This is a genomic window from Bacteroidales bacterium (assembly GCA_022647615.1).
GTDB lineage: Bacteria > Bacteroidota > Bacteroidia > Bacteroidales > UBA932 > Egerieousia.
The window spans coordinates 262,743-277,286 of record JALCKZ010000001.1 but is presented as its reverse complement, the minus strand read 5'-3'; the positions used below and the strand labels follow the sequence as shown (position 1 = coordinate 277,286).

Here is a 14,544-nt window from a genome sequence, read left to right as displayed (position 1 = left end):
GATATAATTATATATGAAAACAACAGCTTTTACTCAGAAACACATTGAGTTAGGGGCAAAGATGATGCCTTTTGCCGGGTACAACATGCCTCTGGAATATATCGGTATTAAACAAGAACATCTTGCTGTAAGAAACAGCGTTGGAGTTTTTGACGTTTCCCACATGGGAGAATTTTATATCAAGGGACCTAATGCTCTAAAGTTTGTGCAGTATGTTACAAGCAATGATGCATTTGTCCTTTTCCCTGGCAAGATTCAATATTCCTGTTTCCCTAACGGAAAGGGCGGCATCGTAGATGACCTTGTTGTATATTGTTTTGACCCTCAGTGCTATATGATGGTTGTAAATGCTGCCAACATGCAGAAAGATTGGGACCATTTGTGCAAATATGCTTCAAAATTTGGACTTGTAGTTGGCAAAGATTTTTATAACGCTTCTGATGAGCTAAGTCAGCTTGCTATCCAAGGTCCTAAGGCTATGGAAGTTATGCAAAAACTTTGCAATGAGCCAATTATGACTATGGAGTACTATACTTTTAAGCAACTGACAGTTGGGGGAATTGCTGATGTTATTTTATCAACGACAGGTTATACCGGAGCAGGCGGCTGCGAGGTTTATGTAAAGAACGCGGATGCGCTAAAACTTTGGGATAAGATTTTTGAAGCTGGAAAGCCGGAAGGTATTATGCCTGTGGGACTTGGAGCAAGAGATACGCTGCGTTTGGAGATGGGATTCTGCCTGTACGGGAATGATATAGATGATACAACATCTCCTCTTGAGGCGGGACTTGGCTGGATTACTAAGTTCAATGATAACAAGGGAGACTTTATTGATAGAGATTTTCTTTTGAAGCAGAAAGCAGATGGTCTTACAAGAAAGTTGTGTGCCTTTGAATTAGTTGACCGCGGTATTCCAAGACACGGATATGAGATTTGCAATGCCGGCGGTGAGAGAATAGGATTTGTTACCAGCGGAGGAATGAGCCCAAGTTTAAACAAGCCAATTGGAATGGGATATGTAGCTGCTCCTCTATATAAAGTTGGTAATGAGATTTTTATAAAGGTAAGAGATAAGCTGCTTAAAGGTGTTGTTGTTAAGGCTCCTTTCTACAAGGCAGAGTAAGATTTTAACTCTCTTGTTCCGTTTGATTATGTACAGAATCCAAAAAATATTTTTCCGTGCAGTTGTTGTTTCTTTCTCTTTTGTGTTGATGACTGCGGGATTTAATGAGGCGTATTCTCAAAATAAGGGGGTAGCAAACATTAAGTCTCCTCAAAAGACAGAAATAGAGAAAAACAATGAGGACACGCTTAGAGCGCATGTTAAGTTCTTGACTTCCCCTCAGTTACAAGGGAGAGGCGCGGGTTCTCAAGGTGAGGTTAAGGCATCGGAATATATTTATGATTATCTTCTGTCAAACGGACTTCTTATGCTCTCTCCAAAAGAGGGGGAGGACTTTAAAATGGTCCAGCCTAAGGGAGATACTCTGCAATCCCGCAATATAATTGGGATTATCCCGGGATATGATAATGCCCTTGCAAAAGAGTATGTTCTGATTGGGGCTCACATGGATGGCCTGGGTTGCACAACCTTGAATGTCAACGGAAAGCAAGAGATGCAAATTTATCCCGGTGCAGATAAAAATGCAAGCGGCGCTGCCGTGCTTTTGCAAATTGCAAAAATGATTTCTCAGAATAAATTTATGTTCAAACGTTCTGTTATCATTGCATTCTTTGGGGCGGGTGAGCTTGGAATGGCCGGGAGCTGGTATTTCTTAAACCGTTCATTTTCAGAGGTTGACAAGATTACTCTAATGATGGATTTGGATGCTGTTGGCTTAAGCGGAGAGAATAACAAATTGCAAGTTTTCACAGGAGTTCAGAATCCCGATATTAATGAAATGATAGGTGCAGTTGCGTCGGCCCCTTTCTCCGTAACTCCTTCTCTTGTAGACAAAGAGCCATTTGGTTCTGACTACAGGAATTTTTATCAGAAGGATATTCCATCTGTACTGTTTACTACGGGAACAAGTTCCCTGCTTAATACAACAAAAGATACGGGGGAGACGCTAGATTATTTTCAAATGAACCGCATTGCGGAATTCGTTTATTCATTTGCACTTGCGGCCGCCTCCAGAGATAAGAAGGTATCGCAGGGACTTAAGGCCGGAGAGGAGAAAGTGGATGGGAAAAATGAGATTGTATATACTCAGCAGGGCGTTGACCACAGGGCAACTTTCTTGCGCGGAGATGAGAGGTACTTCCTTAAAGAGTGGGTATATCAGTATATTAAGTATCCCGATAGTGCAATAGCAGGAGGAATAGAGGGGACCGAGCAAGTAGAATTTATTGTAGATAAAACAGGTGCGGTAAGAGATATTAAAATCACAAAGAGCCTTAGCGATGATATTGACAATGAGGTTATTAAAGTGTTCAAAGCTTCACCAAAATGGAAGCCTGCAACAATTAATGGCTCAAATGTCAGCGTCAGGATGTCTCTTCCTGTAGAATTTATTTTGACCAAAAAGAGAGGCAGCTTTGGTATTAAGAAATAGCCTCCCTTACATAGAAAAGTATAAAAAATTGTTGCTCAATGGATTACAATTACAAGGAGATTGAAAAGAAGTGGCAGAAGTTCTGGGCCGAGAACGGAACATTTAAAGTAAAGACAGACCCTTCTAAACCAAAGTATTATGTTCTGGATATGTTTCCGTATCCTTCCGGAGCCGGATTGCATGTGGGACATCCCCTTGGATATATAGCTAGTGATATTTATAGCCGCTACAAGAGATTAAAAGGGTTTAATGTCTTGCATCCAATGGGTTATGATGCCTTTGGACTGCCGGCAGAACAATATGCAATTCAAACCGGACAGCACCCGGAGGTTACAACAATCAATAACATAAACAGATATAGAGAGCAGCTGGACAGGATAGGTTTTTCATTTGACTGGGATAGAGAGGTAAGAACCTGTGACCCTGCATATTATAAGTGGACACAGTGGGCGTTCCTTAAGATGTTTGGATGCTGGTATAATAATGAGCATGATAAAGCTGAACCAATTGAGAATCTTGTAAAAATATTTGAGACAGAAGGTAATACAAAGGTTAATGCCGCATGCGGAGACGTGGATGCTTTTTCTGCGGAGCAATGGAAAGGTTTTTCTGAGAAACAAAAGGCAGATGTGCTGATGCAGTATCGTATTGCCTATCAAGGAGAAACATCAGTCAACTGGTGTTCCAAACTTGGAACCGTCCTTGCCAATGATGAAGTAAAAGAGGGACTCTCTGTGCGCGGAGGTTATCCTGTTGAGCAGAAGAGAATGAAGCAGTGGCAGTTGAGAATTTCCGCCTATGCAGGAAGGTTGCTGGATGACCTGGATAACCTTCAATGGACAGATGCGCTTAAAGAGATGCAACGCAACTGGATAGGCAAGTCTTACGGCGCGGAGATAATTTTCAAGGTTTCAAATCCTAATCCTGCAAACGGACAACCTGCTAATGTTGAGCAGGATATGAAAATATTTACCACTCGTGCGGATACTGTTTTTGGAGTTACATTTATGGTGCTAGCTCCGGAGAGCGAGTGGGTGGATTTGCTTACCACAAAGGAGCAAAAGAGTGCAGTTGATGATTATCTAAAAGAGGCAAAGAAGAAAACGGAGCGTGAGAGAATAGCAGAGACGCATACTGTAACAGGTGTATTTTCAGGCTCTTATGCTGTTAATCCTTTTACCGGAGATAAAGTTCCAATTTGGATTTCAGAATATGTTCTTGCAGGTTATGGTACCGGGGCAATTATGGCAGTTCCTGCCCACGATAGCAGAGACTATGCGTTTGCAAAGAAATTCAATCTTAAAATAATTCCTCTGATAGAGGGTTGTGATATTAGCAAAGAGAGCTTTGATGCAAAAGAGGGTATCATGTGCAACAGCGGATTCCTTTCCGGCAAAACGGTGAAAGAGGCTATCCCTCTGGGAATTGCAGAGGTTGAAAAGCGCGGCATCGGAAAGAAAAAGATTAATTACAGGCTGAGGGATGCAATATTCTCCAGGCAAAGATATTGGGGAGAGCCGTTCCCAATTTACTATAAGGACGGCATAGCAACTCCAATACCTGAAGATGAGCTTCCATTGCAATTGCCTAAAGTTGAGTCATTTAAGCCTACAGCTGATGGCGAACCTCCGTTGGCTCGCGCTAAAGATTGGACGTACAAAGGCTATCCTTTGGAGAAAAGTACAATGCCAGGTTTTGCAGGAAGCAGCGCTTACTATTTGAGATACATGGACTCCCGCAATGACAAGGCGCTTGTAAGCAAAGAGGCGGATGAATATTGGAGAAACGTGGATTTGTATGTGGGTGGAACAGAGCATGCTACGGGGCATCTGATTTATTCCCGCTTCTGGAATAAATTTTTATATGACCTTGGTTATGTTGTAGAACCGGAACCATTCCAAAAGCTTATAAATCAAGGAATGATACAGGGACGTTCAAATTTTGTATACAGAATTAAGAACACAAATAAGTTTGTCTCGCTTGGACTTAAAGATCAGTATGATACAACGGAAATACATGTTGACATTAATCTTGTGCACAATGACAAGCTTGATATTGAAGGCTTTAAGAAGTGGATGCCCGATTTTGCAAATGCTGAATTTATACTGGAGAACGGAGAATACAAGTGCGGCTATGCTGTTGAGAAGATGAGCAAGTCTATGTATAATGTTGTTAATCCCGACAGTATATGTGATACGTACGGAGCTGACACTCTGAGACTTTATGAGATGTTCCTTGGACCGGTAGAGCAGAGCAAGCCATGGGATACCAAAGGCATTGACGGAGTCAACAGATTTCTAAAGAGATTGTGGAAGATGTTTTTTGGGGAGTTTGGCGGCAAGAGTGATCCTGACGGAAAAATCAATTTATCTGATGAAGCTCCAACTGCTCAGGAACTCAAAGTATTACATAAGCTCATTAAAAAAGTTGATGATGATATTTCCAATTTCTCATACAATACTTCAGTCTCCGCATTTATGATTGCAACCAATGAACTCTCTGATTTAAAGTGCAATAAGAGGGCCGTTCTGGAGCCAATCATTGTGCTGCTTTCTCCTTTTGCTCCGCACATCTGTGAAGAATTATGGGAGCTGTCGGGACATAAAGGGAGTATTTCATTTGCGCAATTCCCTAAGTATGAGGAGAAATATACAAGAGAAGATAATTTTGATTATCCGGTTTCTTTCAACGGCAAGACAAGATTTAAGATTTCGCTTGCAAAGAGCTTGTCAAAGGATGAGGTAGAGGAGGCCGTTCTTGCTGCTGAGGATACTGCAAAATATCTTGGAGGAAAGAGTGTTAAAAAAGTTATAGTTGTTCCCGGAAGGATTATCAATATTGTAATGTGATGGCAAGCAAAGTTGCAACCATATCAAAGATAATTTTTGAATATTTTGTTATTACCATAGGTGTCTTCATCTATTGCGGAGGATGGTCGGCATTCATAACCCCGCAGGGAATTACAGGCGGCGGCGTTACCGGTCTTGCTACCAACATCCAATATGCTACAAACGGCTTTATTCCGTTGTATGTCAGCTATATTGGAATTAATGTACTTTTGCTTGTAATAGGAACAATTATACTTGGACGCGGATTTGGATTCAAGACAATCTACAGCATTTTATGTGCAACTTTTTTCTTGGCTGTAATGCCGCACTGGCATTGGCTGATGAGTCTTTCAGATATCTCAGATAAGCTTGTATCTGCTGTGCTTGGCGGAGCAATTTTGGCCGTTGGAATTTCAATGATTTTTAAGAAGGGAGGAAGTACGGGAGGCACCGATATTGTCGCTCTTGTCCTTACAAAGTATTATGATACTTCCCCGGGAAAAGTTTTCATGTATTGTGACCTTATAATTATAGGCTCCATTCTGTTTTTGCCTGGAAAAGGGTTAAGCGATTTTATCTATGGTTATCTTACAACTGTCTCATTTTCATATATGCTGGATGCTTTGCTTACAGGCCGTCAGCAGTCTGTCCAGATACTTGTTATTTCCGGCAAGTATAAGGAGATTGCAGACATGCTAATCAGCGACGAGCATCGCGGGGTTACCGCACTGGATTCTATGGGCTGGTATACAAAAGATGAGAGCAAAGTTCTTGTTGTAGTTGCAAGGAAATATCAGGTTGCCGGCATAATGACCTCTATAAAAAACATTGATAATAAGGCATTTGTGACAGTTGGAAATGTGTCTGCTGTTTACGGGGAAGGTTTTGAGAAGGTAAAGGAAAAGCCAAAATTCAAAGAGAAGAAGAGCAAAGAGGAAAAGATAAGGAGTTTTTTAAAGTGGATAAATAATAGTTAGTGCAATATTAATATTTATTAACATGAAGAAGGTCTCTCTGCCACAAGTTTTAGATGTGATTAAGTGTTATTTTTTTATAACGCTTGGTCTATTGTGTTATGTCATTGGATGGGAAATTTTCCTTGTTCCCAACAACATGGTGGGCGGCGGAGTAACAGGCGTCTCTGCAATTTTTCTATATGCTTTTAATATTCCTATTAGTGTTTCCTTCTTTGTTTTAAATACAATTTTACTCCTGATAGCGCTTAAAGTACTTGGCAAAGCCTTTGGTTTTAAGACAGTTTACGCAATAGTAGCGGCATCACTTTTCTTCCAAATCGTACCGGGTTTTATTCCTCATGATTTTATACAGGAGATAGCAATTTCAAACGGCAAGCTTTTATGTGCAATTTTCGGCGGCGTAATGTCAGGCTTTGGAATTGGAATCTGCTTTGCGCAGGGAGGCAGCACCGGAGGCACGGATATTATTGCGTTAATGGTTACTAAATATCATAATATCTCTCCTGGGCGAGTAATCCTTTATATAGATATATTTATCATTGCATCTTCTCTTTTAATTCCCGCTAAGGATGTGCTGGATGCAAGCGGTGCTGTTATAGGAAAGGAAACTTGGGGAATGCGCCTTGCCACAGTGCTTTACGGCTATATTCTGATAGGCGCATCCAGTTATACCGTTGATATGTTTCTTGCTGGCTCCCGACAGTCTATGCAGGCGTTTATCTTCTCTAAAAAATATGTTGAAATAGCAGACGCAATCACATCTAAGTTAGGCAGGGGAGTCAGCGTTGTGGATACGACAGGATGGTACACAAAACAGGATGGAAAATTACTTGTAGTCATCTTACATAAAACAGATACAAATACTTTTTACAAAATTATCAGAGGTATAGACAAAGGGGCTTTTGTCTCTATCACCAACGTCTCCGGGGTCTACGGAGAGGGCTTCCAAAAAATCAAAAAGTAAGGCTCGTCTGCCTGAAAAAATAGTTTTTTTTGCTTGTTTTTTACGATTATGCTTTGCGAGTGCATATTCGTAAAATTTGTTGTTGTGCAAAATGGTAAAATTATTTTTTCGGAAATCAAAAAAGTTCAATTTATCTATTGTTTTTTGCAATGTTTTTCCATTTGGAATTATAAATTTGTAGTGATGTAACAAACAAATTTATAGATAATTACTAATAATAAATTTTATTAATCGTGTCTGTTCGAGATGAGATTTTGGGAGTAATTTTATTTTACGCCCTTATTATTATCGGCTTGTTTAAAAACCGATATTTCAGAAAGAATTTGAGGGAGAACCTTGAATTTATTTTTGTGTATTCTTCATTGCTCCTGGCACTGATGCTGGAGCTCTTATATCTGATTTTGCCCGGGAGCGCAATATGCATCCCAACCGGCAATCATTATGAGGCTATGATATGTAAAGTCTATTTGTTCACCAGTGTTTTTATTATTTGTTTCCTAAGGTCAAAAGGTATTATAATAGACAAGTACAGACATCTTCATCTTACTGAAAAATATATTTTGCTGCTGTGGTCATTGGTTGTGGTGTATGATTCCGCAAGGATGTTTTGCACCGACTGCAGATATGCGGAATACATATCTCTAGGGATGGTTACGCTTTCTACAATGTTAATTTGTATTTATTGTACAATTACTTATGAAGACAGGGCAGATTTTATATGCTTTCATGTAGGGAAAAAATTATTTATTTCTATAACGCATTTGACATTGCTCATTTCTGTATTGTTCGGCCTTCATATATTTTTGATTTTCGAGAGGACTGAACTGATGGAGGCAATGTTGTCGTTAATTGTTTTGGCAACAGTGCAAATTGTTTTAACAAGCGGAACATTTAAAGAAAAAAAGAAAATGGTAAAGCCGCTTTTGTATACGTCTGATAATAATGGAAATACAACATTGCTGGAGGATGCGGAAGATTGCGGTGATGATGAAATTATGCGCAGGCTTATCTTATATTTTGAAAATGACAAACCATATTTGGATCCAAACCTAAGGGCGGCAAAAACATCTTTAGCTATCGGGACAAATAAATTATATATGTCCAGGGCAATTGGCAAAAGCAAGTTTAATAATTTTAACAGCTTATGTAACTATTACAGAGTCTTGGAGTTATGCAGGTTGTTCATGGATGAGCCTGATAGTGATATCATGGATATTTACGGAAAGGCGGGGTTTGCGTCCAGAGGCGTTTTTTGCAATAGCTTCCTTTTGTTTACGGGGGAATCTCCTGCAAAATGGGCAAAGCGCTTAAGGCAAATGCGAGGTCAAAGACTTTTTGTGCGGGCGGAAAAGTTTCTCCGCTTTCCAAAAAATATTGTTTAATCCTCTAAATGTCCAGACTAAAATTAATAAAGCCAAAATTTAATAAACCTAATATGTTGTTTAACCTAAAATACTGATGAAATGAGACTTATAGAAATTCTAAAAAATCTTAAGCCGGTGAAAGAGAATTCCGGAGAGATAGAGACTGATGAAATATTGTATGAGGAAAACATAGGCGTAGAATATCCGCCTTGCTCAATTGTCATGGGAAAAGCGGAGACTTTGAATAATCTCTCTGCGGTATTAGATAATGTGATGGAGGAGAAGCAGCTTTATCTGGACCAGCATACTTCTCTTACCAAAATTGCTGTCCTGATTGGAAGCAACAGAACGTATTTGTCCAAAATCCTTGCAGAGCGCGGCGGATTTTATTCATATATTAATACATTGAGAATTAGGCATTTATTTAGGCTCCTTTCTGAATGTGAGAGCGCTAAATCCCTCTATGAAGATTATGAATCAAATTTATCTGAAAGACCACATAGAACTTATGGCAAAGAGCTGCAGGGCATGCTGGTGGAGAGCGGATTTTCTGATTTGCGCTCACTTAGACGGGCTCTTGATACTTCTCCGTCAAATGATGATTACTCCAAAAAAGTAAGAGATATCCTCTTTACGTAAGAGGGATACTTTTAAAAGGGATATTTTGCTTGCCTAAAAAAAATTGTTATTGCGATAGCGGTTTTCCGGAGGGGAAACTGTTATATGAAAAATTTGTTGACGCTTGCAAGTGCCTGAGGCAAAGCAAATACTACGACCCTGTCATAAGGTTTTACGCTTGTATATTCATTAGCTATGAAGCTTTCATCTCCGCGGATTATGCCGCCGATGATTGCCTCCTTAGGGAAGCGCAAATCTTTGATGGGGCCGTTTGTTATGCTGCTGCTTGGGTTTACGATAAACTCCAGAACTTCTGCATCTGAGCCGTTTAAACACTTGATAGAGCGTACTTTATTGCTCAATGTAAATCTGAAGATACGTCCCGCTGTTATAAGCTTTTTATTTATGACTGCGTCAACTCCCATATCCTCAGCAAGTTTGATGTATTCTATATTTTCAACCTCGGCGATGGTTTTTTGAACGCCCATGTTTTTAACTGCGACGCTTGCAAGAATGTTAGTCTCGCTGCTGCTGGTTACTGCTACAAACGCATCATAATTCTTTGCATCCTCCTCTACAAGCAAATCTGTATTTCTTCCGTCTCCGTTGATAACCACTGCATTAGGAAGAGCCTCCGCAAGGTATTCGCATCTCTCTTTTTTATGCTCTATGATTTTAATCTGGTCTACCTTATCTTGCATTTTGCGCGCAAGCATCTCTCCGATTCTTCCTCCTCCGATAATCATAAGGCTCTTTATTTCAATCTCATTTTTGCCTGAGTAGCTCATAAGCTCACTAACACCGTCTTTTGTGCAGATTACAAATACCAAATCTCCCTGCAAGAATTTTGTGCTTTGAGTTGGGATAATTGTAGTATTATTTCTTGCTATTGCAACGGGTTGGAAAGGCTTGTAGCTGCCATTTGGCGATAAATCTTGTACTGTCTTGTTAATCAGCGGAGCCCCTTCATCCAAACGGAACACAACCATTTGCAATCTGCCGCGTGCAAATTCCATGAACTCAGTTGTTCCGGTTTGCTTTAGCAAATCTATAATTTCATAAGCTGCCATCTTCTCCGGATAGAATAGCAAATCTATTCCCATCTCTGTGAACATCAGCTTATTATCATATTGCATGTATTCGTCGTTGTTGATTCTGGCTGTAACTTTTTTGGCCCCCATTTTTTTTGCCAGAAGTGCGCTTATGATATTTACATCTTGCTCCTGCGCCGGGCTGACTGCTATGAACAAGTCTGCTTTTGGAACACCTGCCTGCTCCAAAGTAGCTATAGATGTGGGTTTTCCAAGTACCGTAATAATGTCTGCAACCTCTGCAAGCTTATTAAGGTGCTCCTCATCTCCATCAATTATGGTAAGGTCATTAGCCTCCCTGCTCAGCATTTTTGCCAAGTGGCTGCCAACTTCTCCTGCTCCTGCAATAACTATTTTCATAACGGCGCAAATATAATATTATTTTGAGAATGGTAGGCTTACGGCATCTGTCGGGATAAATATAATTAGTATAAATTGAGCATAATTACTTACACTTTTTGGGGAAAATGTGTTTCAAAAAATTGTATATTCGCGTTGTCAAATTATGATTTTATAGCTGCAACATGGCTTTGTTTAAAACCTTTTACAAAAAATCTAACATTGCGGTCCTTTTGGCCGTCATCTCTCTTATTTTATTATTTTCCTGCAACTCTAACAAAAAAGAGTGGCAAGAATATGAGCAGTCAGCAGAGTATGCAAAGTCGCATCCCAATCAGAAAGGATTTGATTCTCTTTTGATGGATGGCAAATTTAATGATGCGGCAGGAACAGGAAGAAATTATTCTTCTGCATCGGATGGTTCTGCAGATGCCTCAAAGAGTGACCCTTACAGCAAAGGTTATCAAATTGGATTTGATTCCGGCCTTTCAGATGGCAGAAATAATTCCAAAGGTGCAAATGCGGCAAGCATAGATCCGCAAGGTTTGGGCTTCTATGGAGCAAATGCCGTTAAATATCAGGAGGGCTATAATGTTGGTTATGAGGATGGTTACGAGAGAAGCAAGGAGGGATTCGGAGATGAGCAGTCATCAGCTGAAACGGATAAAGGTAATGCCAGGTCCGTTAATGAAAATTACTTAAAGACAACGGGCAAAGAAATAGCAAAAGAAGAGGCACAGGCAAGGGCTGCGGCTGAAAATGAAGTTAAGGCAAGACAGGCGGATAGAGAGAAGAGAAGGCAAGAGATTGAAAAAGAGGCCTATGAAAAGACCAAGGGCAATAATTAATTTTTGACTCCCGACAGTTTTTTTAAAACAAGGTTATTATAAAAAAAGCCGCCCCTTTAAAAGGACGGCTTTCTTAGTAGTAAGCTTCTTTATTTCTAATACTCGTCTTCATTAAAGAAGAAATCCTCCTTGCTTGGATAATCAGGCCAAATATCCTCTATGCTGTCATAGACTTCCTCATCATCCTCAAGGTCATTTAAATTCTCTACAACTTCTGCCGGAGCACCGGAGCGTACTGCATAATCAATCAATTCGCTTTTTGTTGCGGGCCACGGTGCATCTTCCAATTTAGAAGCAAGTTCAAGTGTCCAATACATAATAAAAAATATTAATACTTAGCCCCTCTTTCTTTAAGGGGGTGCAAATATAATATTATTTTCTAATTATGGTAACCAGAATTCTTCCGGAGTATTTGTGATTGTGCAAAAATACCTTCCTAATGTGAATAAGTAGTCTGCAAGGCGGTTAAGATACCTGGCTCCAGCTTTCACATTTTCAGATACTTGCTCTGTCTTAGATGTAAGGGCAATGCATGTGCGCTCACAACGGCGGCAAATGGTTCTGGCAATATGGCATTCTGCTGCAATTTTAGGGGCTCCCGGAAGAATAAACGCCGTTTGTGCGGGATTTATGGCCGCCATGGCATCAATCTCAGTTTCCAGGAATTTTACCTCTGCTTCATCAAGAGATTTGAACTGTTTGTTGGTTCCCTCCTCCGGTGTTGCAAAATGGGCTGCAACAAGCATAAGATTTTTCTGAATTCTAACTAAGGATTCTTTAAGATGTTTTCCTTCCCCCGGTCTAACCGCAGGGTCATCTGTGTTAGAAACAATAAGGCCGATAAAAGAAATAAGTTCATCTACGTTTCCGTAGGCTTCTACTCTGGGATGGTTTTTGGGGACTCTTCCGCCTCCAATAAGGGACGTCATTCCGTCGTCGCCTGTTTTAGTATAAATGCTCATAGAATTAAAAATATATTATGCTGAAATTTTATTTTCAGCTGATTGTGACTCCATTACGGGGTGGGGGTTGGCTAAGTCGCTCTCAATTTTACCGTCGCGGAGCTTAACAATTCTCCTGGCAAATTTTGCAATATCTTCCTCATGCGTCACAAGGATAATAGTATTCCCGGCCCTGTATATTTTTTCAAAAATTTTCATAATCTCGACAGATGTTTTAGTGTCAAGATTTCCCGTTGGCTCGTCCGCCAAAATAATTGTTGGGTTGTTGATTATTGCGCGGGCAATTGCAACTCTCTGCCTCTGACCGCCGCTAAGCTCTGACGGCTTGTGCTCCATCCTATCCGCAAGCCCCACAATATCAAGAGATTTTCTTGCGTGTTCCAATCTTTCCTCCCTTGGTATTCCGGCGTAAATCATAGGCAGCGCTACATTCTCCAATGAGCTGTATTTTGGCAAAAGGTTAAAAGATTGGAACACAAATCCAATCTCTTTGTTCCTGACATCGGCTAGCTGCCCGTCATTCATCTTGCTCACATCCGTTCCGTTCAAAACATATCTGCCGGAAGTAGGGGTATCAAGACACCCCAAAATATTCATCATAGTAGACTTGCCGCTTCCGGAAGGTCCCATGATAGCAACAAAGTCATTTTTGTAAATAGAAAGAGAAACGCCGTCAAGCGCACAAACCTCCTGATTGCCAATCTGATATATCTTGAACAGATTGTCAATCTTAATTACTTCTTCTCTCCCTTCTCCTCTGGCTTTTTCTTTCACTTCTTCTCTCTCAGTGCTTTTATTCGTATCCATATCTTTCCGTTTATCTAGTTTATCTAGTTTCTCTATCTCTCTGTTTCTCCGGTTTCTATATTTCCGGCTACTCCATTTTACTTAAGAAGTCCTTGCATGTCTCTGTTAAAGAGCGCAATGCAGACGGAGTATCCCACTTGGAGGAATCCTTAACGCCAACCGCATTGGAGACAGACCTCAATTCAAAAAAGTTCACATGCTCATTCAGGCACACATAAAAAAACGCAGCGCCCTCCATGCTCTCTATCTGAGGATTGTAACGTTTTACAATCTGACTCTTTGTCTCATCCGTTCCTGTAACTGTCTGAACAGTAACTCCTACCGCGCGCTTGTAAGATTTAATCAACTCCTCAAAATAATCGGGCAGTTTCACAGAATTCAAAGCACCATCCGTGTAAGGAAACAAATTAGAATCCAAAGAGGCAGAATCAAACAGCGATATAAAACCGGAACTAGTCTGGAACCCAAGATCCCCAAAATACTCCTTCTCAATCAAGGCCACAGAACCAACCGGAAAACTCCCGGTATCATAACTCCCTGCAATTCCGATATTTATTACAAGAGAAAACTTATTCCCTTCCGCCTCTGCCTCCGCCAGCTTTTTAGTAAGCCTGTAACAAGTAGACGCTGTCCCAATACCGGTCAGCAAAAAATCAACCTGAACTTTTCCTGCAATTCTGCTCTCATAAACTCTCAAAGCCTGTTGTGCGCAATCAATCTCTTCTTGTTCCGCCGCGGTAAATAAAATTCTAATCATCTCAATGGTGCAATAAAATGGTGCAAATATCTAGTACTATAAAAATCGGATGCTAAATTAATTAAACAAAAGACAAAATCGTTGCCATAAAATAAATTTATCCCGTAATGTTAATAAATTGTCTTTTAATCAACACGTTTCACGGAAGATTCATGATTGTGGAGGCGTTGTTGCCATGGTTGTTGCTATAAGTGTTGCTATGGACCTTGTGTATCAATGCGTTACATTTTGGCCGGTTCTGTGGTTTCGGCCAAAATGCAACTATCTGATATTCAGCAGCGATAGCAACACTTGTAGCAGCAATCTGTCCCCAGCGGAGCAGCTGAAAGCTGCGGAGCCGCGCCGGAGGCGCGTGCCTCCTCGCGCACGGAGTGCGCTTAACCCCAAGGCAATGCGCTGCTTTGTAGCGCATTGCTTCAGTCCGCACAGCGGAC

13 protein-coding genes are annotated in these 14,544 nt (G+C 40.6%); 8 read left to right on the top strand and 5 right to left on the bottom strand.

All coding sequences use genetic code 11. The features are described 5' to 3' along the window. Positions 1-13: 13 nt before the first annotated feature. The 7 genes from gcvT to LKM37_01175 all read left to right on the top strand — a co-directional run bounded on the left by gcvT (position 14) and on the right by LKM37_01175 (position 9,327). Entirely contained in the window at positions 14-1,123 is a 1,110-nt protein-coding gene (gcvT, locus tag LKM37_01205) for a glycine cleavage system aminomethyltransferase GcvT (protein MCI1719639.1), read from the top strand. Positions 1,124-1,151: 28 nt separating this feature from the next. After that, entirely contained in the window at positions 1,152-2,555 is a 1,404-nt protein-coding gene (locus tag LKM37_01200; protein MCI1719638.1) for a TonB family protein, read from the top strand. A 38-nt stretch (positions 2,556-2,593) separates the two neighbouring features. Beyond that, positions 2,594-5,404, top strand: a complete 2,811-nt coding sequence (gene leuS, locus LKM37_01195) for a leucine--tRNA ligase (GenBank protein ID MCI1719637.1) — start codon at positions 2,594-2,596, stop codon at positions 5,402-5,404. Further along, positions 5,404-6,360: a YitT family protein gene (locus tag LKM37_01190; GenBank protein MCI1719636.1), complete on the top strand. Its 957-nt coding sequence runs from the start codon at positions 5,404-5,406 to the stop codon at positions 6,358-6,360. Before leuS ends, LKM37_01190 begins: the two co-directional genes overlap by 1 nt. A 22-nt stretch (positions 6,361-6,382) precedes the next feature. Further along, positions 6,383-7,324: a YitT family protein gene (locus LKM37_01185; GenBank protein MCI1719635.1), complete on the top strand. Its 942-nt coding sequence runs from the start codon at positions 6,383-6,385 to the stop codon at positions 7,322-7,324. A 323-nt stretch (positions 7,325-7,647) separates the two neighbouring features. Then, on the top strand, positions 7,648-8,706 hold the full coding sequence (locus tag LKM37_01180) for a helix-turn-helix domain-containing protein (GenBank protein ID MCI1719634.1): 1,059 nt from the start codon (positions 7,648-7,650) through the stop codon (positions 8,704-8,706). Between the two features lie 81 nt (positions 8,707-8,787). Next, on the top strand, positions 8,788-9,327 hold the full coding sequence (locus LKM37_01175; protein ID MCI1719633.1) for a hypothetical protein: 540 nt from the start codon (positions 8,788-8,790) through the stop codon (positions 9,325-9,327). Between the two features lie 80 nt (positions 9,328-9,407). On the opposite strand, the gene trkA is transcribed toward LKM37_01175, so the two are convergent. Beyond that, a complete protein-coding gene (trkA, locus tag LKM37_01170) occupies positions 9,408-10,757 on the bottom strand; it encodes a Trk system potassium transporter TrkA (protein MCI1719632.1) in 1,350 nt (449 codons plus the stop codon). 164 nt (positions 10,758-10,921) lie between these two features. Between trkA and LKM37_01165 the strand changes: the two genes are divergently transcribed. After that, positions 10,922-11,584, top strand: a complete 663-nt coding sequence (locus tag LKM37_01165) for a hypothetical protein (protein ID MCI1719631.1) — start codon at positions 10,922-10,924, stop codon at positions 11,582-11,584. 95 nt (positions 11,585-11,679) lie between these two features. Here LKM37_01165 and LKM37_01160 read toward each other — a convergent pair whose 3' ends face one another. From LKM37_01160 to mqnB, 4 genes are all read right to left on the bottom strand, one after another. Beyond that, positions 11,680-11,901 (bottom strand): DUF2795 domain-containing protein, encoded by a 222-nt coding sequence (locus LKM37_01160; GenBank protein ID MCI1719630.1) that lies wholly within the window; start codon positions 11,899-11,901, stop codon positions 11,680-11,682. Positions 11,902-11,967: 66 nt separating this feature from the next. After that, positions 11,968-12,546 (bottom strand): cob(I)yrinic acid a,c-diamide adenosyltransferase, encoded by a 579-nt coding sequence (locus LKM37_01155; protein MCI1719629.1) that lies wholly within the window; start codon positions 12,544-12,546, stop codon positions 11,968-11,970. Between the two features lie 15 nt (positions 12,547-12,561). Beyond that, positions 12,562-13,353 (bottom strand): ABC transporter ATP-binding protein, encoded by a 792-nt coding sequence (locus LKM37_01150; protein ID MCI1719628.1) that lies wholly within the window; start codon positions 13,351-13,353, stop codon positions 12,562-12,564. Positions 13,354-13,420: 67 nt separating this feature from the next. Beyond that, positions 13,421-14,110: a futalosine hydrolase gene (gene mqnB, locus LKM37_01145; protein MCI1719627.1), complete on the bottom strand. Its 690-nt coding sequence runs from the start codon at positions 14,108-14,110 to the stop codon at positions 13,421-13,423. Positions 14,111-14,544: the final 434 nt, after the last annotated feature.